The 26,856-nt window shown below is 70.6% G+C and carries 21 protein-coding genes; 11 read left to right on the top strand and 10 right to left on the bottom strand.

Going from position 1 to position 26,856, the window contains the following annotated elements; all coding sequences use genetic code 11:
• Positions 1-525 (bottom strand): GNAT family N-acetyltransferase, encoded by a 525-nt coding sequence (locus tag ACGFRB_RS18970; RefSeq protein ID WP_393244324.1) that lies wholly within the window; start codon positions 523-525, stop codon positions 1-3.
• 164 nt (positions 526-689) lie between these two features.
• On the opposite strand from ACGFRB_RS18970, the gene ACGFRB_RS18965 reads away from it, so the two are divergent.
• Positions 690-1,691, top strand: coding sequence for a sigma-70 family RNA polymerase sigma factor (locus ACGFRB_RS18965; protein ID WP_363002945.1), 1,002 nt, complete (start codon positions 690-692; stop codon positions 1,689-1,691).
• 128 nt (positions 1,692-1,819) lie between these two features.
• Here the strand turns inward: ACGFRB_RS18965 and ACGFRB_RS18960 are convergent, their stop codons facing one another.
• Entirely contained in the window at positions 1,820-2,776 is a 957-nt protein-coding gene (locus ACGFRB_RS18960; RefSeq protein ID WP_393244322.1) for a helix-turn-helix transcriptional regulator, read from the bottom strand.
• Positions 2,777-2,838: 62 nt separating this feature from the next.
• Here ACGFRB_RS18960 and ACGFRB_RS18955 point away from each other — a divergent pair, with 62 nt between their 5' ends.
• The gene (locus ACGFRB_RS18955; RefSeq protein WP_393244320.1) at positions 2,839-4,509 is read left to right on the top strand and encodes an MFS transporter; all 1,671 of its coding nucleotides are present in this window, start codon (positions 2,839-2,841) and stop codon (positions 4,507-4,509) included.
• Positions 4,510-4,753: 244 nt separating this feature from the next.
• Here the strand turns inward: ACGFRB_RS18955 and ACGFRB_RS18950 are convergent, their stop codons facing one another.
• The 3 genes from ACGFRB_RS18950 to ACGFRB_RS18940 form a co-directional block, all read right to left on the bottom strand.
• On the bottom strand, positions 4,754-5,533 hold the full coding sequence (locus tag ACGFRB_RS18950; protein ID WP_393244318.1) for a DUF6227 family protein: 780 nt from the start codon (positions 5,531-5,533) through the stop codon (positions 4,754-4,756).
• A gap of 701 nt (positions 5,534-6,234) precedes the next feature.
• Complete coding sequence (locus ACGFRB_RS18945; RefSeq protein WP_393244317.1) at positions 6,235-6,777, bottom strand: SDR family oxidoreductase; 543 nt, start codon at positions 6,775-6,777, stop codon at positions 6,235-6,237.
• 184 nt (positions 6,778-6,961) lie between these two features.
• Positions 6,962-8,161 carry a low temperature requirement protein A gene (locus ACGFRB_RS18940; RefSeq protein WP_393244315.1) on the bottom strand — a complete coding sequence of 400 codons (1,200 nt, stop codon included), beginning with the start codon at positions 8,159-8,161 and terminating at the stop codon, positions 6,962-6,964.
• Between the two features lie 964 nt (positions 8,162-9,125).
• Here ACGFRB_RS18940 and pflB point away from each other — a divergent pair.
• The 8 genes from pflB (at position 9,126) to ACGFRB_RS18900 (ending at position 17,994) form a co-directional block, all read left to right on the top strand.
• Positions 9,126-11,375, top strand: a complete 2,250-nt coding sequence (gene pflB, locus ACGFRB_RS18935; protein WP_393244621.1) for a formate C-acetyltransferase — start codon at positions 9,126-9,128, stop codon at positions 11,373-11,375.
• Positions 11,376-11,723: 348 nt separating this feature from the next.
• Positions 11,724-12,533, top strand: a complete 810-nt coding sequence (gene pflA, locus ACGFRB_RS18930; RefSeq protein ID WP_393244313.1) for a pyruvate formate-lyase-activating protein — start codon at positions 11,724-11,726, stop codon at positions 12,531-12,533.
• A 68-nt stretch (positions 12,534-12,601) separates the two neighbouring features.
• Positions 12,602-13,744, top strand: a complete 1,143-nt coding sequence (locus ACGFRB_RS18925) for an MFS transporter (protein ID WP_393244311.1) — start codon at positions 12,602-12,604, stop codon at positions 13,742-13,744.
• On the top strand, positions 13,741-16,038 hold the full coding sequence (locus ACGFRB_RS18920) for a molybdopterin oxidoreductase family protein (RefSeq protein WP_393244309.1): 2,298 nt from the start codon (positions 13,741-13,743) through the stop codon (positions 16,036-16,038). Before ACGFRB_RS18925 ends, ACGFRB_RS18920 begins: the two co-directional genes overlap by 4 nt.
• 8 nt (positions 16,039-16,046) lie before the next feature.
• Positions 16,047-16,646 (top strand): 4Fe-4S dicluster domain-containing protein, encoded by a 600-nt coding sequence (locus ACGFRB_RS18915; RefSeq protein ID WP_361229698.1) that lies wholly within the window; start codon positions 16,047-16,049, stop codon positions 16,644-16,646.
• A complete protein-coding gene (locus tag ACGFRB_RS18910) occupies positions 16,643-17,293 on the top strand; it encodes a Rieske (2Fe-2S) protein (protein ID WP_393244307.1) in 651 nt (216 codons plus the stop codon). The genes ACGFRB_RS18915 and ACGFRB_RS18910 overlap by 4 nt, the downstream gene beginning before the upstream one ends.
• Positions 17,290-17,721, top strand: a complete 432-nt coding sequence (locus tag ACGFRB_RS18905) for a hypothetical protein (protein ID WP_393244305.1) — start codon at positions 17,290-17,292, stop codon at positions 17,719-17,721. The genes ACGFRB_RS18910 and ACGFRB_RS18905 overlap by 4 nt, the downstream gene beginning before the upstream one ends.
• A 57-nt stretch (positions 17,722-17,778) precedes the next feature.
• Entirely contained in the window at positions 17,779-17,994 is a 216-nt protein-coding gene (locus ACGFRB_RS18900; protein WP_361229693.1) for a hypothetical protein, read from the top strand.
• Between the two features lie 299 nt (positions 17,995-18,293).
• Here ACGFRB_RS18900 and ACGFRB_RS18895 read toward each other — a convergent pair whose 3' ends face one another.
• From ACGFRB_RS18895 to ACGFRB_RS18875, 5 genes are all read right to left on the bottom strand, one after another.
• Entirely contained in the window at positions 18,294-18,830 is a 537-nt protein-coding gene (locus tag ACGFRB_RS18895; protein WP_393244303.1) for a hypothetical protein, read from the bottom strand.
• A gap of 217 nt (positions 18,831-19,047) precedes the next feature.
• A complete protein-coding gene (locus ACGFRB_RS18890; RefSeq protein WP_363002965.1) occupies positions 19,048-19,908 on the bottom strand; it encodes an S-methyl-5'-thioadenosine phosphorylase in 861 nt (286 codons plus the stop codon).
• A gap of 140 nt (positions 19,909-20,048) precedes the next feature.
• Complete coding sequence (locus ACGFRB_RS18885) at positions 20,049-20,357, bottom strand: FmdB family zinc ribbon protein (protein ID WP_363002967.1); 309 nt, start codon at positions 20,355-20,357, stop codon at positions 20,049-20,051.
• A 68-nt stretch (positions 20,358-20,425) separates the two neighbouring features.
• Positions 20,426-21,733 (bottom strand): MFS transporter, encoded by a 1,308-nt coding sequence (locus ACGFRB_RS18880; RefSeq protein ID WP_363002969.1) that lies wholly within the window; start codon positions 21,731-21,733, stop codon positions 20,426-20,428.
• 384 nt (positions 21,734-22,117) lie between these two features.
• The gene (locus ACGFRB_RS18875; protein ID WP_361229863.1) at positions 22,118-23,671 is read right to left on the bottom strand and encodes a potassium/proton antiporter; all 1,554 of its coding nucleotides are present in this window, start codon (positions 23,669-23,671) and stop codon (positions 22,118-22,120) included.
• Positions 23,672-23,930: 259 nt separating this feature from the next.
• Here ACGFRB_RS18875 and ACGFRB_RS18870 point away from each other — a divergent pair, with 259 nt between their 5' ends.
• Entirely contained in the window at positions 23,931-26,837 is a 2,907-nt protein-coding gene (locus ACGFRB_RS18870) for a penicillin acylase family protein (RefSeq protein ID WP_393244301.1), read from the top strand.
• The last annotated feature ends 19 nt before the right edge of the window (positions 26,838-26,856 follow it).

Genomic DNA, 26,856 nt, shown 5'->3' with positions numbered 1-26,856 from the left:
TCAGCGTTTCTCGTCGAGTCGCTTCTCGTACCAGGCCACATCCCAGTAGCGGCCGAATTTCCGACCCGCCTCCCCGAACGTGCCGACGAGGCGGAAACCGAAGCGCGCGTGCAGACGGTCCGAGGCCTCGTTCGGCCGGGTGATCCCCGCGTACGCCCGATGCACGTCCTGTGTGGCCAGGGCGGTGAACAGCTCCTCGTACAGAAGTGTCCCGACGCCACGTCCGCTCGCGGTGGGGGAGAGATACACGCTCACCTCCACCGAGGTGTCGTACGCCGCCTTCGCTCGGAAGGGGCCGCTGGTCGCGTAGCCCAGGATCTCGCCGGTCTGGCGGTCCTGGGCAACCAGAAGGTGGTGCGGGCCGTCTTCGAGACGGGAGCGGAGCCAAGGAAGCCGCTGCTCCGGAGTGAAGGGCTCCGTGTCGAATGTGACCGCGGTCTCACGCACATAGTGGTTGTAGAGATCCGTCAGAGCGCCGAGATCATCCTCTGCGCCTGCTCTGACCTGCACATCCTTCGACCGCATGACCCGCTCCTCCAGCCGTTCGGCGACGCGATGGCCGCGCAGGATACTGCATGATCACGAAAATCCTGTGCCGCGTGGGAATTCTGTCCTGATTCCAGTCGTTGTTTCCGTCGGATGCAGGGCACCCGAAAGGGTGTCGCGACCTACTCAGCAAGGGAGCACGCATGGCAACCCGTGCCGTCGCCCGTCGCCAGACCTCCGCCAAGAGCGGAGCAAGCCGGGCCAGCAGCGTTCGCGTCGTGGGCGGGGAGATCGCCGACCGCGACCTGGTCGGCATGTACCTCGACGAGATCGCGCGTACGCCCCTGCTCGACGCCGCCAAGGAGGTCGACCTCTCCCAGGCCATCGAGGCGGGCGTCTACGCCCGGCAGATCCTCGACGGCGAGGCCGAGACCAAGGCGGGTGGAGCCTCCCGGGAGGAACTGGAAGCCCTGGTCGCCGAGGGTGAGCGCGCCAAGGATCTCTTCATCAAGTCCAACCTCCGGCTGGTCGTCGCCGTCGCCCGCCGCTACCCGCGCAGCGGCCTGCCGCTGCTCGACCTGATCCAGGAGGGGAACGCGGGCCTGGTGCGCGCGGTCGAGAAGTTCGACTACGCCAAGGGCTTCAAGTTCTCCACTTACGCCACCTGGTGGATCCGCCAGGCCATCACCCGCTCCATAGCCGACCAGTCCCGCACCATCCGGCTGCCCGTCCACCTGGTGGAGGAGCTGGGCCGGATCCGCCGTGTCCAGCGCGAGTTCAACCGCGAGCACGGCCGCGAGCCCGAGCCCGCCGAGATCGCCGCCGAGCTGGATTCCACCCCGGAGCGGGTCATCGACGTCCTCGACTGGGCGCGCGACCCGGTCTCCCTCAACATGTCCGTGGACGACGAGGGCGAGACGCAGTTCGGCGACCTCCTGGAGGACACCTCGGCGGTCTCGCCGGAGCAGTCCGTCCTCACGCTGCTCCGCAGCGAGGAACTGGAGGACCTCATCGGCAAGCTCGACCACCGCACCGCCTCCATCATCCGGATGCGTTACGGCATCGAGGACGGCCGCGAGCGCACCCTCACGGAGGTCGGCAAGGAACACGGTCTGACCCGTGAGCGCATCCGCCAGATCGAGAAGCACGCGCTGCTGGAACTGAAGAAGATGGCGACGGACACGGGCTTCGACGCGGTGGCCTGAGTCGGAAAGGGCTCCATCCCTCGGGAGAGGGGCGGAGCCCTTTACTTCAGCCCCGTATCCCCGTATCCCCGTATCCCCGCAGCCCCGCGCAACCGCGCCCCCGTGCCACGCGCCCGCGCAGCGCACCGCTACCCCACCGCCGCCCCCAGCCGCCCCGCCACATCCCTCGCATGCGCCACCAACGACTCCGGCCCATGCACCCGGAACCCCACCCCCACCAGCGCCAACCGCACCACCAGCCACTCCGCCGAGTCCACGGTCCGCACCCGCACCCTGCACCGTCCTTCGCCCTCGGCCACCGGCGCCAGATGCGACGGCAGCCGCCCCGCCACCACCTCCACCGGCGCGTCGAAGGTGACGTCCAGGTCCAGTTCCGGCTTGGCCCGGGACATGGAGCGCGTCATGTACGCCGCCGCGTCCCCCGCGGGCAGCTCGCGCGGCGTGAAGCGCGCGCCCGTGGCGAAGGGGTCGCTGATCCGGTCGACGCGGAAGGTCCGCCAGTCCTCGCGCCCGAGGTCGTAGGCGACGAGGTACCAGCGGTATCCGGTGGACACCAGCCGGGACGGTTCCACGAGCCGTTTCGTCTCGGCGCCGTCGCCCGCCTGGTAGCCGAACCGCAGCCGTTCCTGACCGGTCACGGCGCCGGCGAGGGTGGTGAGGGTCTGGGGCGCGACGGTGGCGCCGTCGCCGCGGGTGAGCGGGATCGTGGCGTTCTGGAGGGTGGAGACGCGGTGCCGGAGCCGGGACGGGAGGACCTGTTCCAGCTTGGCGAGGGCGCGGACGGACGCCTCTTCGACGCCTTCGATGGCGTGTCCGGCGCCCGCGCGCAGTCCGACGGCGATGGCGACGGCTTCCTCGTCGTCGAGGAGGAGCGGGGGCAGGGCGGTGCCGGCGACGAGCCGGTATCCGCCGAGTGCGCCTTTGGTCGCTTCGACCGGGTAGCCGAGGTCGCGGAGCCGGTCGATGTCCCGCCGGATGGTGCGCGGGGAGACGTCGAGCCGGTCGGCCAGTTCGCTGCCGGGCCACTCGCGCGGGGTCTGGAGGAGGGACAGCAGGTTGAGGAGTCGTGCCGGAGTGTCCGTCATGGGTCCAGGATGCGGTCGAACGAGGACACGAGCTGACCTATATGGCCTCTAGGTTTCTTCGTATGAGTTCACACGCCGCCGTTCAGGCGCCGGACCCCGCGACCACCGCCACCGCCCCTGGCGGCGCTCCCGCACCTGCCACCGCTTCTGCCACCGCTCCCGTCGACCTGGCCGGCTCCGTTGGCCCTGCCGATCCTGCCGATCCGGTCGATCCCGCCGATCGCCGCCGCTGGATAGCCCTCGCGATCGTCATGACGGCCGCGTTCATGGACCTGGTCGACGCCACGATCGTCAACATCGCGATCCCGAGCATCGAGCGCGACCTGGGCGCGACCTTCGGCGCGATTCAGTGGATCACCGCCGGTTACGCGCTCGCGTTCGCCGCGGGCCTGATCACCGGCGGCCGACTCGGCGATATCTACGGCCGCAAGCGGCTCTTCCTCGCCGGCACCGCCGGCTTCACCCTGGCGTCCGCGCTGTGCGGTGTCGCCGCGAACCAGGAGATGCTGGTCGGCTCGCGCCTGCTCCAGGGCGCGGCAGCGGCGATGATGGTGCCGCAGGTGCTGTCGATCGTGCACGTCACGTTCCCGGCGCACGAGCGCGGCAAGGTCTTCGGCCTGTTCGGCGCGATCATCGGCCTGGGCGCGGTGTCCGGTCCGCTGCTCGGCGCGCTGCTGACCCAGTGGAACATCGCGGGCCTGGAGTGGCGTCCGATCTTCCTCATCAACCTGCCGGTCGGCGTCGCGGCCCTGATCCTGGGCCGCCGTTTCATCGCCGAGTCCAAGGCCCCGAAGGCGCTCCGCCTGGACCTGGTGGGCGTGGTCCTGGTGACGGGCGCGCTGCTGATGCTGATCTACCCGCTGACCCGCGGCCGCGAGCTGGGCTGGCCGCTGTGGGGTCATCTGATGATGGCGGGCAGCCTGGTCGTGTTCGGTGTGCTGGTCGCGTACGAGAAGTACAAGGCGCGCAAGGACGGCTCGCCGCTCGTCGAGCTGTCGCTGTTCCGGGTCCCGTCGTTCGCGGCGGGCATCGCGGTGCAGCTGACGTTCGGTGTCGTGATGGGCATCTTCTTCCTGGTGTGGACCCTCTACATGCAGATCGGTCTGGGCTGGAGCCCGCTGAAGGCGGGCCTGACCGGGGTGCCGTTCTCGGTGGCCGTGTCCACGGCGGCGGGTCTGTCGGTGCAGCAGCTGGTGCCGCGCTTCGGCCGCAAGGTGCTGCAGACGGGTGCGCTGACCATGGCGGCGGGCATCCTGCTCTACCTGTTCGAGGCGGGCCGCTACGGCACCGGCATCCAGCCCTGGCAGATGATCCCGCCGCTGGTGGTGATGGGTCTCGGCATGGGCCTGATCGTGGCTCCGCTGACGGACGCGGTGCTGTCGGGGGTGCCGCGCGAGCACGCCGGTTCGGCCTCCGGCCTGATCAACACCACCGGGCAGATGGGCAACGCGCTCGGCCTCGGTCTGGTGTCGGTGGTGTTCTTCGGGTCGATCGACGAGAAGCGGCTGGCGGCGGTGCCGGCGGAGACGGGCGACGCGTTCGTCGGGGCGTTTCGGAACTCGCTGGGCTGGACGGTGGCGGTGCTCGCCGCCATCTTCCTGGTGATGTTCGCGCTGCCGGCCAAGCCGCAGCAGCACCTGGAGGGCGGCGAGGACGAGCCGGGTGCGGAGCCGGGCACGGAGCCGGGTGCGGCGAGCGCCGAGGAGCCGAAGGCGCCGGTGCTGGTCTCCTGAGCGGGAGCGGGTCCGGCGTCCTGGCCGGGAACGGCTGAGAGGCCCAGGGGAAGTCGAGGGACGGTGTTGCCATCAAGGGCGCGCCGCCCCTCACTCGTTCCCGGGCCTCTTGTGCGCCCCATGCGCCCCACGTGCCCCGGGCACCCCCTGCACCGCGGGCACCCTGCGCCCCGGACGCCCACTCCGGCCCGCCCCGCCCCCGCGCCACGTGGGGCGGGGGCGGGACGAGCCGGAGTGCGGGGTGTCAGCGGACCCGGGCGCGGGACTCCATGGCCTCGCGGGCGGCGCGCTCGCTCTCGTACACCTCGCACATGTGCCGGCCGTCGGGGGTCGCCGTGTGCTCGACCTCCCACAGGCTGACCTCGCTGCCGTCGAGCAGCAGGAACTGGTGCTCGTAGAGGGTGAAGCCGGCGTCCCGGCCGCCCTCCACGGGACACTGGCGCCCGAGAGCCTGGGTGATGTGGTGCGCGAACGCGAGCCGCAGCCGGCGCGCGGTCGCCTCGCCCGGCCGGTCCGCGTTCTCCGCGCGACGCAGCACCCGGCGGGCGTGGTCGTCGGAGTTGTCCGGCACGTACATGCGCGGCTGAGCCTGTATCGGGTGGGTGAACAGCGAGTTCAGCGACTCGAGATCGTCGTCCTCGTCCGCCGGCGCGCCGTCGGAGTGCTCCACCGACCAGTGCGGCGACGGGCCGTCCGGAAGCCGGGACGCGGCGAGCCGCACCTCGGCCTCCTCCGTGTACAGCTCGTGCTGCTCGGCGCCGTCCCGGCCGCAGTTGTGCACCAGCTCCCACAGTCCGAGCGCCGAGCCGTCGGGGAGCAGGTAGGTGTGGCGGTACGTCGTGCGGTGCAGCGTCGCGCTGTGGTGCGAGGAGTACAGCGCGCTGGAGTGGGCCAGGGCCGTCTCCAGGCGCTCGATCACGGAGTCGGGCAGATCGAAGGAGTTGAGCGCCCGGCCGAGGAGTCGCTCAAGCTGGGTCTCGGTCGTCTCGTACGGATCGGGGGAAGGATCCTTCGGATCGTTCAAGAGGGTCTCCAGGCCGTCGCCGCATGTCACTTGGTGCTTGCTCAACGTAGCCCTTGGGGCTGACATCGTGTCCGGCGTTCGGAAAAACGAGGGGGGCACACGATGAGTTCCCGCGCCCCCCGTGCGTCTTCTTCAACTTCCCTTGGTATACCCCCAGTCGGCTTCCGCGGCTAGTCGCCGGACAGCGTGCCGCGCGTGTCGACGGCGTGTCGCCCGGACGGAACCCATCGTTCCGCCGTCTCGCGCGATCCGGCCCCGGCCCGGGAACCGGCCGCCGCATCACCGCCCAGCTCGCGATACGCGGTGCGGGGCACCGCTCGCGCCCACTCCCTGGTGGCGAGGGCGGGCGGGGCGCGGAGAAGAGCGCGAACGGCCCTGTGCGCGCCCGCCGCGAGACCCTCGCAGTGCGCCGACTGCCGCCGTATCACGGGCAGTTCAGGTGTGTCGGGCCGTGTGGGTGAAGCCGCGCCCCTCCGTGGAGGGGGTCGGGAGGGCGCGCACGGCGCGTGTGATGCCGTCGTGCGCCGTCCCTGCGACCTTCTGCGCCTGTGCGCGGGCCCCCGCCTCGCGCCGGGGTGCGCGGTGGCCCTCCCCGTGCGCCGATTCCGGCCCCGCCTCCGTGCCCGACCCCTACCCCGCGTCCGGCTCCGTGTCGCGCCCCGCGCGCCTGGCCGACCCGAAGGCCGGCCGCGTCCGCCGGTTCACTCCGGGGCCACTCCCGGGTCCGCTCGCCGGCTACTCCCGGGACCGATTTTTGGTCCACCTTCGAGTCCGTCATCGTGCGGATGCCCGGTCATGCCATTCGCGTACGGAGATGTCAGAACTTGGGCCCCAGATATGTACCGCCCGAGGCGCTGGATCACGGTACCGGTGATCCAGCGCCCGTCCGGCGAGGCCAGGAACGCCCCCGGGTCGGCGATGCCCTCCAGCTGCCCCACCCACGGCAGCGCCTGCCCGGCGAGCGGCATCCGCTCCGGTTCCGGCGACGCGGCCGGCCGTGCCGTGAGCCCGGCGGTCTCCGTGGGTCCCGGCACGACCGTGTCGACGGTGATCCGCCGGCCGCCGACGACGTTCGCGAGCGTGCGGGTGAAGGTCTCCCTCACACCCTTCGTCATGGCGTACGCCGGCTCGTCGGCGAGCGCGATCCGGGTGACACCCGAGCCGATGTCGACGGTGCTTCCCCCCGTCCCGCAGCGCCGGCAGGAGCTGCTGCACGAGAAAGAGCGGGGCGCCGTCCGCCGCACGCCCGGCGTGGGCGGCGAACCCGGACCGTACGCCCTCCACGAGCGCCGTCACCCCGTCGTACGCCGCCAGATCGGCCCCCACCGTGAACGCCCGCCCGCCCGCCGGCGACGGGGGACCCCGAAACGGTGAGCGGACCCAGCGGTCGGAACATCATGCGCGGCGTTCTCGCCGACGCCCCGCCCCTCAGGAGGGGGTACGGGAAACGGAGCCGGCGGCGGACCCGGACGAGGCCCCGGACGCGGTCAGCCAGACGCCCAGCGCGACGGCCGCCGCGGCGACGAGCCCCGCGGCGAGCACGGCCCAGCGCCCGGCGAACGTACACAGCAGGATCGCGCACGCGGCGGCCGGCAGAACGGCCTGCTCGGCGAAGCCCTTCTTGAAGTAGCGGGCGTGCAGGAGCCATACGCAGAGGAGGAAAAGAGCCGACGGGATCGTCACCGCGGCGGCCGCGGCGAGGGCCGACAGACGCGTCCCGCCGACGGCCTGCTCGACCGTGACCTCGATGCCCGCGCCGATGGCGGCTGCGGAGGCGAAGATCAGGAAGTGGCCGTACCCCCACAGGAATCCCTGCCGACTGGAGGTGAGCCGGTCATGGGCGGGGACGACGAAGTAGATCCACCAGGCGGCGAAGACCAGCAGTAGCCCGCCGACGGCGATCGGCAGGACCTCGCCGAGGGCGTCGTGCTCCCGTACGCCCGACTTCACGGCGACGGTCGCCGCCGCGATCGTCTCGCCGAGCACGATGATCGTGAACAGGCCGTAGCGCTCGGCGATGTGGTGCGGATGCCACTGGCTGGGCAGATCCTTCTCCGCGTACACCGGTACGGCCATCTCGGCGAGCGCCATCACCAGGAACACCCATGGCCGCGCGCCGACCGGGGCCAGTACGAGCCCCGTCCAGCCGACCTGACAGGCGAGGACACCGGTCACGTAACGGCGGCACAGCCTCCGTTCGGCGGGATCGACGGCATGACGCGCGGCCCGCAGCCACTGGGAGGCGAGAGCTAGCCGCATGATCACATAGCCGATGTAGACGACGAGGAAGTCGTGCGACTCGAAGGCGCTCGGCACTCCGGCGGCGAAGACGAGGACACCGGCGATCTGGACGAGGGTGACGAGGCGGTAGACGACATCGTCGTTGTCGTACGCGGAGGCGAACCAGGTGAAGTTCATCCAGGCCCACCAGATGCCCCAGAAGATCATCACGTAATTGCCGATCCCGGACCCGGCGTGCCCCTCGGCGACCGCGTGGACGAGTTCGACCCCGGCCTGCGCGACGGCGACCACGAAACAGAGGTCGAAGATCAGCTCCAGCGGAGTGGAGACCCGGTGTGCCTCGTCGCGAGGCCGGGCGGTGAGGGGAAGCAAGGGCGGAAACGTCATTCCCCTATGGAACATCAGAGCCGCCCGGGCCCCTCACCTGTGGGATCGGCGTTTCACGGTCTCGGGTCCCGTCCACCGACTCCCTGGCCTGGCCTGGCCTGGCCTGGCCCAGTCCGATCCGGCCCTGTCCAAACCAAACCCATCCGACCCGGCCGGCCGAGTGCCTGAGAGATGTGGCATCTGACTGCCGGTACCTGCCGCACGGGCCTTGGAATCCCACGGTCGAGGAGTGCGACTCCCCTCCCTCGCCGGGGCTGTGGCCTGGGGCCGTGACGCCGGTGTCGTACGGCGCCACGGCCCCCCGTGCCACGTTTCACGTTACGCCCGCCCCACCGGCCGCCGCCCCCGCCGCTAGGCCCTCCCCGCAGGGCCACAAGTCCCTTTCCCCGGGGGCCCTTACGTACCCGAGCCCGGCACCCGCACCCCGTCGGCACCCTGACTTCGCCCTGCTCTCGCCCGCTCCGGTCCCGCTCTCGCGCCGCCGTCGCCCCGCCTCCGCTCCGGGCGGGGCGAGGGGGCCCGCGCGAACCCGCCGTGAGAGGCGCGCGCGGCACGCGCCGACAGCGACACCGCTCCCCACGCCCGCCAGGGCCGGCCGGCCCGTCCCCGGAGCGGTCCGCGCACCGCGTCCCGGGCCGTCCTGCCGTACGACCTGGCGAAGGTCCGCGAACGGCCCCACCCGAGCGGGGCCTTCGCGCAGGCCCGGGACAGGACCAACGGCCATCCACTGGTGACCATTGCCGACCTTCTCCGATCGATCGAACGGAGTGCAATGGACCCAGGCAACGAGCCGGAGCGAACGTCCTCGCACCAGTGCCCGCACCCGTGCGCACCGCACTCGTGCGGGCACCGGCCATTGCCCGCCGGCGCTCTCGGGCACCGACCGGGCGGCGGGCGACACGACGACGCGACGGCGATCGAGAGCGAGAAGGCGGTGCGGGCAGTGACTGCGACCCCTGCGGCGATGACGGTGAACGAGCGGGCCTGGAAAGGCTTCAAGGGCGGTCTGTGGCGGGACGCCATCGACATACGCGACTTCATCCAGCAGAACTACACCCCCTACGAAGGCGATTCCTCCTTCCTCGCCGGGCCCACCGAGCGGACCACCGCCGTCTGGAAGACGATCACGGACAAGTTCCCGGAAGAACGGGCCAAGGGCGTCTTCGACATCGCGTACGACATCCCTTCCACCATCACCGCCCACGCTCCCGGATACATCGATCGCGACAAGGAACTGATCGTCGGCCTCCAGACGGACGCCCCGCTCAAGCGCGCGATCATGCCGAACGGCGGCTGGCGCCTGGTCGCCGGCGCCCTGCGGACCTACGGCTACCCGGTCTCCGAACAACTGGAGAAGGTCTTCACCGAGTACCGCAAGACCCACAACGCCGGCGTCTTCGACGCCTACACCCCCGAGATCCGCGCCGCCCGCAAAGCGGGCATCGTCACCGGACTCCCCGATGCCTACGGCCGAGGCCGCATCATCGGCGACTACCGCCGCGTCGCGCTCTACGGCGTCGACCGCCTCATCGAGGTGAAGTGCGAGGAGAAGGCGGAACTCGACTCCCCTCCCGCCGACGGCCGTTCACTGGAGGAGACTCTCCGGCTGCGCGAGGAACTGGCCGAACAGATCCGCGCCCTCGGCGAGCTGAAGACCATGGCCGCCGCGTACGGCCACGACATCTCCGGCCCCGCCACGACCGGCCGCGAAGCCATCCAGTGGCTCTACTTCGCCTACCTCGCCGCCGTGAAGGAGCAGAACGGCGCCGCGATGTCCCTGGGCCGCACCTCCACCTTCCTCGATGTCTATCTCCAGCGTGATCTCGACGCCGGCCGCCTCACCGAGGAGCAGGCCCAGGAACTCGTCGACGACTTCATCATCAGACTGCGTATCGTCCGCTTCCTGCGCACCCCCGAGTACGACGAGCTCTTCTCCGGCGACCCGACCTGGGTCACCGAGTCCCTCGCCGGCCTCGGCCAGGACGGCCGTCCTCTGGTCACCCGGACCTCCTTCCGCTATCTGCAGACCCTGTACAACCTCGGCCCGGCCCCCGAGCCGAACATGACCGTCTTCTGGTCGCCCCGACTTCCCCGGGGCTTCAAGGAGTTCTGCGCCCGGGTCTCCATCGACACCTCCTCCGTGCAGTACGAGTCGGACGAGCTGATGCGGCCCCGCTTCGGCGACGACACCGCCATCGCCTGCTGCGTCTCCGCGATGCCCGTCGGCAAGCAGATGCAGTTCTTCGGCGCCCGGGTGAACCTCGCCAAGTCCCTCCTCTACGCGATCAACGGCGGCCGCGACGAACGGTCCGGCCTCCAGGTCGGCCCCGACACCGGCGCCGTCACCTCCGACGTGCTCGACCACGAAGAGGTGCTGCGCAAGTTCGACGCGCAGATGGAGTGGCTGGCCGGCGTGTACGTCCACGCGCTCAACGTCATCCACTACATGCACGACAAGTACGCCTACGAGCGGCTCGAGATGGCGCTCCACGACCGCGACGTACGCCGCACCATGGCCTGCGGGATCGCCGGCCTCTCGGTGGCCGTCGACTCCCTGTCCGCCATCAAGTACGCCCGGGTCACCGCCTTGCGCGACGAGACCGGCCTGGTCACCGACTACGACATCCAGGGCGACTACCCGGCATACGGCAACAACGACGAACGCGCCGACGAGATCGCGGTCCGGCTGGTCGAGGAGTTCATGCGGAAGATCCGCAAGCACCCGGCCTACCGGAACGCCGAACACACCCAATCCGTCCTGACCATCACCTCCAATGTCGTCTACGGCAAGAAGACGGGGAACACCCCCGACGGGCGCCGCGCCGGCGAGCCGTTCTCCCCGGGCGCCAACCCGATGAACGGCCGCGACACCCACGGCTGGGTCGCCTCGGCCCTGTCCGTCGCCAAGCTTCCCTACGAGCACGCCGAGGACGGCATCTCGCTGACCAGCACCGTCACCCCGGACGGCCTCGGCCGCACACCCGAGGAACGGATCGCCAACCTCGTCGGCATCCTCGACGGCTACACGGCGGCCGACGGCTTCCATATGAACGTCAACGTCCTCGACCGCGAGGTGCTGACGGACGCCATGGAACACCCGGAGAAGTATCCGCAGCTCACCATCCGGGTCTCCGGATACGCGGTGAACTTCGTCCGGCTCACCCGCGAGCAGCAGCTCGACGTCCTGAACCGCACCTTCCACGGCTCCCTGTGATCCCGGACGACACCATGCCGATCACACCGGGCTCCCGGCGCCACGGCCCCCGGCCGCCGGTCTCGTCACCGGCCGCCCCGGCCGCGTGCCGGTCCCCCTTCGCCGCCTGGGACCCGGAGCACCAGGACCCCGCTCCCTGATCCGGCCCGGACGGCACGGCCGGCCTGGCACCCCAAGGTGCCCGGGCCGGCCCTCACACCGGCCGGCCCCCAGCCCGCCCGTGCGACTCCGAGGCCCGTATGTCCCGCCCCTCACCCTGCCCCCGGAGCCGCGCGGACCTCCCCGTCACATCCCGCACGTCCTCGTCCTTCACGTCTCTTCGCTCCTCTCTGGACAGGAGGCCCTGCCATGACCGCACTGACCGGCTCGGACCTGCCACCCCTCCCAGCGACGCCGGCGACCCCGGCCGCCGCCGCGACCCACCGGACCTCCTCGGGATTCCTCCATTCCTGGGACCTGTCCACAGGCGTCGACGGTCCCGGCACCCGCTTCGTCACCTTTCTCTCCGGCTGTCCACTGACCTGCCTGTACTGCCACAACCCCGACACCTGGCGGATGCGCGACGGCACCCGCACCTCCGCCGACGACGTGATCGCCGAAGCGGGCAAGTACACCCGCTTCATCGCGGCCTCCGGCGGCGGGGCCACCGTCTCGGGCGGCGAACCCCTGCTCCAGCCCGTCTTCACCGGCGAACTTCTGCACCGGCTGAAGCACGAACTCGGACTGCACACCGCCCTCGACACCTCGGGCTTCCTCGGCGCCCGTGCCACCGACGCCCTGCTGCGCGACACCGACCTGGTGCTTCTCGACATCAAGTCCTGGGACCCGGACACGTACAAGAAGATCACCGGCCGGCCGGTCCAGCCGACCCTGGACTTCGCACGCCGTCTCGCCGGTCTCGGCAAGGAGATCCACGTCCGCTTCGTCCTCGTACCCGGACTGACCGACGCCGCCGCCAACCTCGAGGGAATCGCCGCCTTCGCGAGCGCCCTCGGAAATGTCTCCCGTGTGGACATTCTGCCCTTTCACAAGCTCGGTGAGGCGAAATGGCGAGCACTCGCCAGACCTTTTCCCCTCCGTAACATTCCGTCGCCGACTCCGGCGCAACTGAGCACCGCGCGTGCCGTCTTCCAGTCACACGGGCTCTACGCCGTCTGAGCACCTCCGCTCACTCGCCCGCACCTCAAAACGGGCGAAAGAGTGATCTATCGCCCTAGTGTGGCTGTGTGACCGAGCCACAGCAGGCCCCCTCGGACCCCCCGCCCACCCCGGCCGAATCCCCGCCCGCCCACGGGGACCGGCCACCGCGGACCCCCGTGCACGTGCGCCGCCGGGCCGTCCTCGCCGGAGCCGCCGTCGCCGTCCTGCTGATCCTCGCGATCGTCTTCGGCAGCCGGCTGCTCAGCGACTTCGACTCCGCCCTCCTTCCGTACGCGGTCGCCACCGTCTTCCTCGCCTTCGGGGTGGCCTACCGCTACACCGTCTGGGTCTTTGCCCCGGGCGCCCGGCGGCTGTTCACCCAGGGCTGGCGCGCCCTCTTCTCGGCCCGGAACTTCCGCAAGGCGCCCACCGCGCTGCCCAGGATGATCGCCACCTACCTCGGCTTCCAGAAGTTCCTCGGTGCCCGCTCCCACGCCCGCTGGGCCGCCCACCAGCTGATCTTCTGGGGCTGCGTCCTGGCCGCCCTGATCACCTTCCCGCTGACCTGGGGCTGGTTCACCTTCACCTCGTCCACCGGAGCGGGGCCCGGCTACGAGATGCGGATCTGGGGCTTCAAGATCATCGGCTTCGACTCGCTGAGCGTCGTCGGCTGGCTCATGTTCCACGGCCTGGACATCGCCGCCGTCCTCGTCATCCCCGGCGCCTGCTACTTCCTGTGGCGCCGTATGAAGGACCGCGGCGCCATCACCGGCCAGCGCTTCGCGTACGACATGGTCCCCCTCATCGCTCTCATCGTCATCGCCGTCACCGGACTGCTGCTCACCTTCTCCGCGATCTTCCTGCACGGCGGCGGCTACCAGGTCCTGGCGATCCTGCACATGGTGGCGGTGGTTTTCACCCTCATCTACATCCCCTTCGGGAAGTTCTTCCACATTGTCCAGCGCCCGGCGGCCGTGGGCATGCAGCTGTTCAAGTACACCGCCCACACCAAGGACGGCACGCTCATCGCCGACGAGACCGGCGCCGGGCTCCTCTCCTGCCGCCGCTGCGGCGAACCCATCGACACCGCCCCCTACGTCGAGAACCTCCGAGGCACCATGCGTGACCTGCGGCTCGACTTCGACGAATGGGCCGAGTACTGCCCCCGCTGCAAGCGCGTCCTGCGGGGCGGCGCCTACCTCTCCCACGTCAAGGAGGGCTACAAGTGAACTCCCCGCCCCCTCTCGGCCCGTCCGTCGCGCCACCCGGCACCCGGGACTTCCGCGAGGCCGGCGGCATCCCCGCCGACCGCTGGCATGCCGACCAGAACGGCGAGACCCTCGTCCCCACCCACTGCTGCTTCTGCGGCGTGCAGTGCGGCATGTATCTCCGCGTCGACAGCGGCGGGAAGGTCTTCGGCGTCGAACCGCGCAACCACGACATCAACCGGATGCGCCTCTGCCCCAAGGGCATCAACGCCTACCAGCAGGTCAACCACCCCGACCGGCTCACCTCCCCGCTGCTGCGGCCAAGCCGCGACCAGCCCTTCCGTGAGGTCGGCTGGGACGAGGCGCTCGACTTCACCGTCTCCGAGATCCGCCGCATCCAGTCCGCGCACGGCAACGACGCCTTCGGGCTGCTCGGCGGGGCCAGCCTCTTCTCCGAGAAGACCTACCTGGTCGGCAAGTTCGGCCGGGTCGCCCTCAAGACCCGGCACGTCGACTACAACGGCCGGCTGTGCATGGTCTCCGCCGCCGGAGCCAACAAACTCGCCTTCGGCATCGACCGGGCCGGCAACCCGTTCTCCGACATGCTCCGCACCGAGTGCCTGCTCATCGCCGGCTCCAACGTCGGCGAGTGCTTCCCCGTGATGACCCAGTACGTGTGGGGAGCCCGGGACCGCGGCGCGACGCTGATCATCGTCGACCCCCGCGAGACGGCCGTCGCCCGCACCGCCGACATCCATGTGGCGCTCAAGCCCGGCACCGACTCCGCCTTCTTCAACTCCGTCCTGCACGTCATCGTCGCCGAGGGCCTCACCGATGAGGCGTACCTGGCCGCCCACACCACCGGCTGGGAGGAGGTGAAGCGGACCGTCGCCGCGTACCCGCCCTCTCGCGCCGCCGAGATCTGCGGTGTCCCCGAAGAACAGATCGTCCAGGTCGCCCGCGCCTTCGGGAGCGTCGACCGCGCCATGGCCTGGCACGCCCGAGGCGTCGAACACCACTCCCAGGGCGTCGAGAACTGCCTGTCGATCATCAACCTGTGCGTCGCCACCGGGAACATCGGCCGCCCCGGCGCCGGCTACGGCACCCTCACCGGCCAGGGCAACGGCCAGGGCGGGCGCGAGCACGGCCAGAAGGCCGACCTGCTGCCCGGCGGCCGCTCCATCACCAACCCCGAACACCGCCGCCAGATCTGCGAGATCTGGGGCATCGAGGAATCCGAACTCCCGCCCGCCGGCACCTCCATGATGGAAATGGTGTGGCAGATGCAGCGCCAGGAGATCCGCGGCCTCATCGGCATCTGCAACAACCCCTTCGTGTCCCTCCCTCACTACGCCACCGTGAAGGACGGATACGACACCCTCGAGTTCCACGCTCAATTCGACTTCTTCCTCTCCGAGACCGCCGCCAACGCGCACGTCGTCTTCCCCGTCACCGTCTGGGCCGAGGACGACGGCGTCATGGCCAACGCCGAAGCCCGGGTCGTCAAGCACAACAAGGCCCAGGAACCCCCCGCCGGAGTCCGCACCGACACCTGGGTCATGTGCGAGCTGGCCAGACGGCTCGGCTCCGGCGACAAGTTCGACTTCCCCGACTCCCGCACCCTCTTCGACGAGCTGCGCACCGCCTCCGCCGGCACGGTCAACGACTACTTCGGCATCACCTACGAACGCCTGGAGGAGACCGGCGGCATGGTCTGGCCCTGCCCGTCCCTCGACCACCCCGGCACACCCCGCCTCTTCGAGGACGGCCGCTCCTACCACCCCGACGGCAAGATCCATATGCAGGTCGTCGAATGGCACCCGCCCATGGACCCGTACAGCGAGGAGTACCCCCTCTCCCTCACCACCGGACGCACCGTCGCCCACTACCTCTCCGGCAACCAGACCCGCCGCCTGGGCGCCCTCGTCGAACAGACCCCCCGCCCCTGGGTCGAGGTCCACCCCGCCCACGGCTTCCGCAACGGCGACCCGGTCCGCGTCGTCACCCGCCGGGGCAGCGAGGTCTTCCCCGCCCTGGTCACCGAGGCGATCCGGCCCGATACCGTCTTCATCCCCTACCACTGGCCCGTGCCCACCTCCGCCAACGCGCTGACCATCGACGCCCTCGACCCCCGCTCCAAGATCCCCGAGTACAAGGTCTGCGCCGCCCGCATCGAAGCCGCCGAGCGGGTCGATTTTGTCCCCGAACCGCCCACCGGCCCCGGCCAGGTCGCCTACCCCGAGGCCCAGGTCTCCCGCGACGACCCCCTGCCGCCCACGTCCTCCCAGGGCCGTGGCACCTCGGAGAGGAGCTGACGCCGCACATGATGGGCCGCACGATCTTCATCGACCCGGGCCGCTGCATCGGCTGTCAGGCCTGTGTCTCCGCCTGCCGCGAATGCGACTCCCACCGCGGCAAGTCGATGATCCATCTCGACTACACCGACGAAGGGCGCTCCGTCGCCTCCCTTCCCACCGTCTGTATGCACTGCGAGGACCCGGTCGCCCCCTGTGCCGAGGTCTGTCCCGCCGACGCGATCCTGGTGACCGCCGACGGCGTGGTGCAGCAGGCCGACACCACCCGCTGCATCGGCTGCGCCAACTGCGTCAACGCCTGCCCCTTCGGGGTCCCGAAGATCGACCTCCAGGCGAAGCTCCAGATGAAGTGCAACCTCTGCTACGACCGCACCGCCCACGGTCTCGCCCCCATGTGTGCCACCGTCTGCCCCACTGGCGCCCTCTTCTACGGGACCCTCGACGAACTCCGCTCCGAACGACCCGGTGTGCAGGTCGCCGACTCCTTCACCTTCGGAGCCTCGACCGTCTCCACCGGAGTGGCGATGGTCGTCCCCGCCGACAAGGTCCAGTGGCCCGTGCCCGGAGGTCTGCCCATCGTCGAAGTCAACGGAGTGGATGTCCGATGAGCGCCACCGAACAGCCGCCCGCCGACCCCGGCCCGGGATCCGGCACCGGTACGGAGCGAACCGACACGGCCCGGCAGGCCCTGCGCGACCGGATCTCCGCCGACTCCCTCTCCACCCGCCGCGACTACCTGCGCATCGTCGCCACCGTCTCCGGCGGCCTGGCCGTCGGCGGGATCGCCGTCGCCTCCGGCGTCCTCCACCGGCACGGCGACAGTGAGACCCGACCCGAACCCAAGAAGGTGACCGACCGTCTCCTGCCCGGTGAATCCCTCGCCTTCCGCTACCCCGGCGACGAGGACCGGGCCATCGCCTTCCGGATGACCGACGGCACCCTCAAGGGCTATTCCGCCGTCTGCACCCACCTGGCGTGCGCGGTCCTGTGGCGCGAGGACCGGGGCAGCGAGGGCGAGCTGTACTGTCCCTGCCACGAGGGGATCTTCGACGCCCGTACGGGGGAAGTCGCCGCCGGCCCGCCGCCGCGACCACTGCCGAAGGTCGTCCTGCTCGAACAGGCCGACGGCAGCGTGTGGGCCATCGGCACCGCGCGGTCCGGCGAGAGCGTCGAGGAGGGTCTGTGCCGCGAGCAGGACAACGCCTTCCGCTTCTGTCCGGGTGCCGCCCGAACCGAGAGGAGCGAGCGGACGTGACCGACACCCCCTTCCCCAAGGACCCGGGTGCCCCCGAACCTGTCCCCGAGCCGCCGCGTGTATCCCCGGGCGACATCGCGCCGAGCCCCGCGTACACCCCCGGCAGCGCCCAGCCCCGGCTGAACCGGCCGGTCCGCGAGCGCTACCCCCAGATCCGGCCCACCAGCGGATACGGAGACCCGAGGATCCGGCACACCGGCCCGGGCCCCGGCGCCGGATTCGAGCAGGAACCCGAGCGTTCCGCGAAGCTCTCCGCCCGCCTGACCCTCGCCCTCACCGTGGTCGTCGGACAGCTGTGGGGCCTGACGATCCTTGTCGACGAATGGATGATCGGAAACACCGGTACGGCCTGGTGGGGGGCCGGTTTCCTCGTTCTGTCGTTCCTCATGGTCCTCGGCCTGTGGCTGCTCGACCCCAAGGACCGGTGACCGGAAGCATCCGGATCGGGCCGGGGCGGGCCGGGCGGTCCGGCGTACCCTGAGTACATGAGCACCGCCCCCGCACACGGTCCGCGAGCAGAGAATCGGACCGGCTCCGCTCCCGCATCGCGGCCGAAGCCGAAACTGATCTTCGACGATCCGCTGGACCAGCAGTCCGCGGACGATACGGACCGCGGGTGGGGCGAGCGGCCTCCGGCCGGCGACGCAGGCGCCGCCGACCTCGCGCGCTTCCTCGACGAGAAGCCGCCGCACCACCTCTGACGCCGACGCGAGCCGCCGGTCACGAGGTGGGGTGCGTCCCTGTGTCCCCATCGGGGCCACTCCAGTCGCCGCCATCACCGCCGGGGCCGGTACGCGTGACCGGGGCGCGCGACCAGGTCGCTCACGTTCCCGCACGTCAGGAAGGCATGGCAGCCTCCCGGCACCTTTTCCTTCCTCCCGGCCCGCACGAGGCCTTGCGTCATGTGCCCACCGGCACGCGGAGCCGTGGGACCGCGACCGGCGCGGCGGCGTCCGGTCCGTGCACACGGGACGATCGTGCGGCCTGCGGCCGGCGTGAGTCAGCACAGTGTCACCGCCAATGAAGAGGTGATGCCCGCCCCGGCGAGCGCGGCCGCCGTCGTCCGTGGAACGGAGAGGACGATCAGCGCCCCGCCGTCCGGACGGGCCCCACCCGCCCGCGGCACTTCGGTCACCCGGGCGCCCGAGGCCACGACCCGGGCCTCGCCCTCGCCTCCCATCGGCCCGGCGGGCGCGGCGATCACGTCCACCCGGTCGCCCGGCCGCAGCAGCCGGACGGTCTCGGCGTCGGCGATCCGCACCGGGGCGGACACCAGCGGCACCGGGACCGTCCGGTGCCGCTCGCGCACGGGTGGGGGAGTGGACCGCGGGGCCAGGCCCTCGGCGCCGGTCGCGCCGGTGGCGGCGAGGGCGGCCGCGGTCACCGCCAGTACCGTGGCGGAAGCCCGGCGCCGGCGCCGTAGCGCCCGGTTCAGCCGGAGCCGCGTGCCGCGTACCCGCAGCGGATCGAAGGGCGGCACCCCGAGGGGCGCGGGCACCGAGGTACCGGTGTGAGGGAAGCAGGAGTCCGTGGTCATCGCGCAACCGCCTGTCGTGGACGAGCCGTTCACCGGAATCTCCGGCGAACCGCACTCACCGTCCCGCATTCGTCGAGATCCCGCTCGGGCCTGTGGACGACCACGCGATTGTGGATAACTTCCTCACCCTGGCGAGCGATTGCCGACGCGAGGCGGGATCGGTGACGCTTGAGCCAGTCCGGTTCCCGCGGGCCGGCTCGAATCCCGGCCCGCGTGATCACGGCAGTTCGATGCCCAGGTCCCATCCGTCGTGTGCCCGTGTGCACAGGCAGTCCCGGTCGACGGTCGCGGGCAGTGCTCCGACCGCGTCGAAGAGCACCTCGCGCAGCCGGCCCATGTTCTCGCCGAACACGCGAAGCACCTCGGCGTGCGAGACGCCGTCCCCCGTCTCCGCGCCCGCGTCCAGGTCCGTCACAAGAGCGAGGGAGGTGTAGCAGAGTCCCAGTTCCCGGGCGAGTACGGCCTCGGGGTGGCCGGTCATGCCGACCACCGACCAGCCCGCGGCCGCGTGCCACCGCGACTCGGCGCGTGTGGAGAAGCGGGGTCCTTCGACGACGACCAGTGTGCCGCCGTCCACCGGGTCCCAGCCTCGCCCCCGGGCGGCTTTCAGGGCCACCTGGCGCCCATCCGGGCAGTAGGGGTCGGCGAAGGTCACGTGCACCACGTTCGGTACGGCCCCGCCCCAGGCCGCCGGAAGCGGTGCGCCGTCGAAATAGGTCTGCTCGCGGCTCTTCGTCCGGTCGACGAGCTGGTCGGGTACGACGAGGGTGCCGGGACCGTGTTCCTCGCGCAGTCCGCCCACCGCGCACGGCCCGAGGACTTGGCGCACGCCCACGGAGCGCAGGGCCCAGAGGTTGGCGCGGTAGTTGATCCGGTGCGGTGGCACGCGGTGGTCGCGGCCGTGCCGGGGCAGGAAGGCGACCCGTCTGCCGGCGAGCTCGCCGAGGAAGAGGGAGTCGCTGGGACTGCCGTACGGGGTGTCGACCGACACCTCCGTCACATCGTCCAGGAAGGAGTAGAACCCTGAGCCGCCGATCACACCGATGTCCGCGAACGAGTCCGCCGTCTGCGTCGTCATGCGGTCACCCTAGGCGGGGTCCGGGAGACGGTGCCGTGTTTCCGGCGGGCCGGGAACCGGAATCGGACAGGACCGCGGGAATGCCGAACGCCCCACCGCGCGAGGCGGCAGGGCATCGGATGGATCGGGCGAGCGGCGGGTCAGGCCGCCGAGGTGCTCGACGAGGTCGCGGGCTTCGAGTCCGAGGACGAGGAAGACGTCGACGACGTGGAGGTGGACGACGAGGTCGAAGAGGTGGACTTCGACGAGGCCGGCGTGCTGCTGGACGACGAGCCGCGGCTGTCGTTGCGGTAGAAGCCGGAACCCTTGAACACGATGCCGACCGCGGAGAACACCTTCTTCAGGCGTCCCTTGCAGTTCGGGCACTCGGTCAGAGCGTCATCCGTGAACTTCTGCACCGCCTCGAGGCCCTCGCCGCACTCGGTGCACTGGTACTGGTAGGTCGGCACTTGTCTTCCTCCTGGCACTCACACTCATCGAGTGCTAACGACGATCCATAGTGACGTATTCCGTCGGTTCAGTCCACCGACACCGGGACTCGGTGACCGATGCCACGTGCCGTGACCCGCCCCGATTCCCGGGGTTCCAGGTGCGAGCGGAGGGCGACCAGGGTGGCGAGGGCGAGCAGTGTGCCCGCCATCGGCACCAGGAACCCGGTGCTCGCGCCGTGGGCGTCGGCGAGCTGTCCGGCGACGGTGACGGCACCGGCCTGGCCCAGTGCCACGGCGCCGGTCAGCCAGGTGAAGGCCTCGGTGCGGGCGGAGGCCGGGACCAGGGTCTCGATGATCGTGAAGCCACTGATCAGGGCCGGGGCGATGAAGAGACCCACGACCAGACCGAGCGCGCCGAGCAGCGGGGCCGAGTGCGCGGACCAGAGAAGGGAGGCGGTGATGGCCAGACCGGTGTAGCCGAGGAGCAGTCGGCGGCGCGGGCCGACGTTCCAGGCGATGGCGCCCATGGCGATGCCGGCGAGCATGTTGCCGGCGGCGAAGACGCCGTAGAGCACACCGTTGATGCCCGGGTTGCCGATCTCGCCGGCGAAGGCGGTGACGGACACCTGCATGCCGCCGAAGACCGAGCCGATTCCCAGGAAGGCGATGGCGAGAACACGAACACCCGGCACCGAGAGGGCCGAGCGGCGCGGCTCGGCGTCACCCTGGCCGGCGAGGGTGAGGCCGTGCGGGGGCTGGGTGGCGCGCTGGGCGGCGAAGAGCAGACCGCCGACCAGGGTGAGCGAGGCCTCGGTGACGAGACCGGCGGCCGGGTGGACGCCGGTGCACAGGGCGGTGGCGAGGACAGGGCCGATGACGAAGGTGAACTCGTCGGTCACCGACTCGAAGGCGGCGGCCGTCGGAAGCAGTGACATGCCCTTTCCGGAGGTTTCCCCCGGGGCGGTTCCTCCGAGGACGGCCGCCCAGCGGGCCCGGACCATCGGTCCGACCTGGGGCACCGAGGCGCCGGCGGGCACGGCCGCGAGGAACAGGCCCCACAGCGGGGCGCCGGCGAGCGCGAGTGCGACGAGAAGGGAGACGGAGGCGGCGTGGACGAGCACACCGGGGAGGAGCACGGCCCGCTGGCCGAAACGGTCGGCCAGCTTGCCGCTCTGCGGGGCGAACAGCGCCATGGAGACGCCGGTCACGGCGGCGACGGCACCGGCGCTGCCGTAGGAGCCGGTGGTGTGCTGGACGAGTAGCACGATGCCGATGGTCAGCATCGCGAACGGCTGCCGGGCGGCGAAGCCGGGGAGCAGGAAGGAGAGTGCGCCGGGAGTGCGCAGCAGCTGCCCGTAACCGGGCCGCTTCTCGGAGACGACCGTGGACGCCACGGTCCATGCCTTTCTGCCGCCTGGTAGCGGTCCGTGCACGCGTGGCGCGGGCTCGCCGAGAGCTGTCCTCTTGCGCGGAACTGCGGTAGATACCGGGCTCCACGGTGGAGACGCCTCGGCCGCCATACGGTCGCGCCAGCTCTGCGTCAGGCAGAGTTGGTTCGATCAGGTGTTGCTTGCATGGTACAGCCGGGAGGGGTCCCCGAGAGGGGAAAGCGTTCAAGGCCGTACCCGGCGGACGGCACCGTCCGCTCGGGGACCGGGACGTGCGGGGCCGGTTCTCACCGGACCGGGGCGACTGCCGTGTGAAGACCCGCGAGAGGGCTTCATACGACAGGCACCCCGGGGGCGTCCGGAGAGCTGTCCGAGGTCGGCTGTCCGGGGTCAGCCGGCCTTTCGGAGCGGGTTCCGGAAGGGGCCCTCGTGTTCCTGGATGGTGAGCGCGGTGGCCCCGCTGGTGCCGAGCCAGCCGGCGAGCTTGCCGCCCTGGTCGACCGCGCGCAGCCGGTTCTCGGCGGCGTCGCGGACCGGGTCGGTGGCGACGACGAGCAGTTCGTCGCCCCGGCGCAGCATGGTGTCGGTGGCGGGGACGAAGCTCTTCTCGTCGCGGACGACCAGGGTGACGGCGGCGCCCGCGGGCAGCCGGAGTTCGGAGATCTCGACGCCGTGCATCCGGGAGCCCTCCGGGATCGCGACGGACAGCAGGTGGCCGCGCAGCCGCTCCAGGGGCGCGGACTCGACGCCGAGGTCGGCGGCGTCGGCCCGGCGGCCGAGCTTGAGGGCCTTGGCCAGCCAGGGCAGGGTCGGGCCCTGGATCAGGGTGTAGACGACGACCAGTACGAAGACGATGTTGAAGATCCGCTCGCTGCCCGCGACCCCGGACACCATCGGAATGGTGGCGAGGATGATCGGAACGGCTCCGCGCAGGCCGGCCCAGGACATCAGGGCCTGCTCCTGCCAGGGGATACGGAAGGGAAGGAGGCTGACGAAGACCTCCATGGGCCGCGCGAGCATGGTGAGGACGAGACCGATGATGATGGCCGGCCAGAAGTCGTTGATCAGCTCGTGCGGGGCGACGAGCAGACCGAGCAGGACGAACATGCCGATCTGGGCGATCCAGCCGAGGCCCTCGGCGAAGCCGCGGTTGGCGGGGGCGTGCGGCAGCTTGGCGTTGCCGAGCACCATCGAGGCCAGATAGACGGCCAGGAAGCCCGAACCATGGGCGATGGCTCCGGCGGCGTACGCGGTGATGGCGATGGCCATGACGGCGATCGGGTAGAGGCCCGAGGCCGGCAGGGCGATACGGCGCAGTCCGAAGGCTCCGATGATGCCGACGGCCAGGCCGATGGCGGCGCCGATGGCCAGTTCCAGGGCGATCTCGCCGACGAGGACGTACCAGGAGGTGATGGGTCCGACGGTGGAGAAGGCGACGACGAGGATGACGACAGGGGCGTCGTTGAAGCCGGACTCGGCCTCCAGGACGCCGGTGACGCGGGTGGGCAGAGGGACCTTGCGCAGAACGGAGAAGACGGCGGCGGCATCGGTGGAGGAGACGACGGCGCCGATGATGAGGGCCGGCTGCCAGTCCAGGCCGACGAGATAGTGCGCGGCCGTCGCCGTGATGCCCACGCTCACCGCGACGCCGACGGTCGACAGCATGACCGCCGCGGGCAACGCGGGCTTGATCTCCTTCCACTTGGTGCCCAGACCGCCCTCGGCCAGGATCACCACGAGTGCGGCGTAGCCGATCACCTGGGTCAGTTCGGCGTTGTCGAAGGCGACGTTGCCGATGCCGTCCTGCCCCATGGCGACCCCGATCCCGAGGTAGAGCAGCAGGCTGGGCAGCCCGCTCCGGGACGAGATCCGCACCGCCGCGACAGCGATGAGCAGCACGAGCGAGCAGATGAGCAGGAGTTCATTGAGCTGGTGGACAGTCAGTGGCCGTTCCTTCCCCTCGGGCGCAGCCCGGCCTCCGCCGGATCGTTCCTCCGGCGCCAGGGACGGGTACTTCGTTACCTTACCTAAACTTTAACGCCTTCTTGATGCCTTCCCGATGGCTGATCGCACATCAGTACCGGTGAGTACGGTTCTCTTCCTGATACCGCGTCCGGGGCCTCCCGGCGCTGCGCCTAAGGTTGCTCCCGTACTCCAGGACCACCCTGTACTCCAGGACCACCCTGCCCCTCGAAGGACAGCGATGCCCTCCAACACGACCGCGCCCCCTGCCAAGAAGAAGGGGCGGCGCGCCCGTCTGATCGTTCTCGCCCTGGTTCTCGCGCTGGTCGCGGGCGTCGGGTACGGCGCGTACTGGGGCGTCGACACCGTCCGGGGCTCGTACCCGCAGACCACCGGCACCCTCAGGCTCGACAAGCTCTCCGCCCCCGTCGAGGTCAAGCGCGACTCCTACGGGGTCCCGCAGATCTACGCCGACAACGAGGCCGACCTCTTCCGCGCCCAGGGCTACGTCCAGGCGCAGGACCGCTTTTACGAGATGGACGTCCGCCGCCACATGACGGCCGGTCGACTGTCCGAGATGTTCGGCAAGAGCCAGGTCGACACCGACGCCTTCCTCCGCACCCTGGGCTGGCGCCGGGTCGCCCAGGAGGAATACGACAAGGTCCTGTCGGCGGACACCAAGAAGAACCTCCAGTCCTACGCCGAGGGTGTCAACGCGTACCTCAAGGACCGTGCCCCGTCCGACATCTCCGTCGAGTACGCGGCGCTGGCCCTCACCAACGACTACGCCATCGAGCCCTGGACCCCGGTCGACTCGGTGGCCTGGCTCAAGGCCATGGCCTGGGACCTGCGCGGCAACATGCAGGACGAGATCGACCGCTCCCTGATGGCCAGCCGTCTGGGGACGGACGAGATCGCGCAGCTGTACCCGGACTACCCGTACGGGCTGCACCAGCCGATCGTCGGCAAGGGCGCCGTCGACCCGGTCACCCGTACGTTCGACCCCAAGGCCGAGCCGACGACCCAGGACACCGGCAGCACCGGCCCCGGCACCGGCACCACCGACACCGGCACGGGCGTCGGTACCGGCACCACCGACACCGGCACGGGCGTCGGTACCGGCACGGGTGTCGGTACCGGCACCGTCGGCACTGGCACGGGCACCGTCGGGACCGGGACCGGGACGGGAGCCGGCACCGCCTCCACCGGCGCCGGAACCGGCACCGGTACGGGCACGCAGGGCGTCCAGTCCCAGCTCTCCGGCCTCTCCGACGCCCTCGACCAGATCCCGGCTCTGCTCGGCCCGAACGGCAACGGCATCGGCTCGAACTCCTGGGTCGTCTCCGGCAAGTACACGACGTCCGGCAAGCCGCTGCTCGCCAACGACCCGCACCTCGCCCCGATGCTGCCGTCCCTCTGGTACCAGATGGGCCTGCACTGCCGTTCCGTGTCGGCCACCTGCCGCTACGACGTCGCCGGCTACACCTTCTCCGGAATGCCCGGCGTCATCATCGGCCACAACGACTCCATCGCCTGGGGCTTCACCAACCTCGGCGCGGACGTCACCGACCTCTACCTGGAGAAGATCGGCCCCGAGGGATACGTGGTCGACGGCAAGACCAAGCCGTTCACGTCCCGCGAGGAGACCATCAAGGTCGCCGGCGGCTCGGACCGCAAGATCACCGTCCGCTCCACCGAGCACGGCCCGCTCGTCTCCGACCGCTCCTCCGAACTGGAGCAGGTCGGCAAGACCGCTCCCGTCGGCAACGCCGCGCCGGACCGCGGAACCGGCTACGGCGTCTCCCTGCGCTGGACGGCGCTGGAGCCCGGCAAGTCGATGGACGCCGTCTTCGAGCTCAACCGCGCCAAGGACTTCAAGAGCTTCCGGGCCGCGGCCAAGCACTTCGAGGTCCCGTCCCAGAACCTCGTCTACGCCGACACCGCCGGCCACATCGGCTACCAGTCGCCCGGCAAGATCCCGGTCCGCAGCGACGCCAAGGGCTACGACGGCACCCTGCCCGCACCGGGCTGGAACTCCGCGTACGACTGGAAGGGCTACATCCCCTTCGACGAGCTGCCCTACGAGTACGACCCGGCGCGCGGCTACATCGTCACCGCCAACCAGTCCGTCATAGACGAGAAGAAGTACCCCTACCTCCTCACCCGTGACTGGGGCTTCGGCTCGCGCAGCCAGCGGATCAACGACCTCATCGAGTCGAAGATCAAGGACGGCGGCAAGGTGTCGCCCGCCGACATGGTCTCCCTGCAGATGGACAACCGCAGCGAGATCGCGACCCTGCTCAACCCGCTCCTGTTGAAGATCGACATCGCCGACCCGCAGGTCCGCGAGGCCCAGAAGCTCCTCGAAGGCTGGGACTACACCCAGGAGCCGGACTCGGCGCCCGCCGCGTACTTCAACGCGGTCTGGCGCAACGTCCTCAAGCTCGCCTTCGGCGACAAGCTGCCCAAGGAACTGCGCGTCCAGGGCGAGTGCATCAACGTCCGGGTCGCCGACGCGACCGGTCCGGTCGACAAGCAGAACAAGCTGGTCCGCGAGTGCGGCCGGCGCGATGCGACCTCGGCGCAGCCGGACGGCGGCGACCGCTGGTTCGAGGTGGTCCGCCCGCTGCTCAAGCAGGAGAAGAACTCCTGGTGGAAGACGCCGGGCGACCGGCTCAACTCCCCCACCGAGACCCGTGACCAGCTGCTCGCGCAGGCCATGAAGGACGCCCGCTGGGAGCTGACCGCCAAGCTCGGCAAGGACGTCTCCAGCTGGAGCTGGGGCCGGCTGCACCAGCTGACCCTGAAGAACCAGACCCTCGGCACCGCCGGCCCCAGCGTCGTCCAGGCCCTGCTCAACCGCGGCCCGTGGAACCTGGGCGGTGGCGAGGCGGCCGTCAACGCGACCGGCTGGAACGCGGCCGGCGGGTACGACGTCATCTGGGTCCCGTCGATGCGGATGGTCGTGAACGTCGGCGACTGGGACAAGTCCCGCTGGATAAATCTCAGCGGTGCCTCCGGTCACGCCTTCAACGCCCACTACACCGACCAGACGGACAAGTGGGCCAAGGGCGAGATGCTCGACTGGGCGTACGGGAAGGCGGCGGTCGGCGCCGCCACCCAGGACACCCTGCGGCTGGAGCCCTGAGGGCTCACGGCCCGACGGG

Source organism: Streptomyces sp. NPDC048718 (assembly GCF_043198875.1).
Lineage (GTDB): Bacteria > Actinomycetota > Actinomycetes > Streptomycetales > Streptomycetaceae > Streptomyces.
Note: the sequence above shows the minus strand (reverse complement) of the source record. Positions and strands in the feature narration are given on the sequence as shown.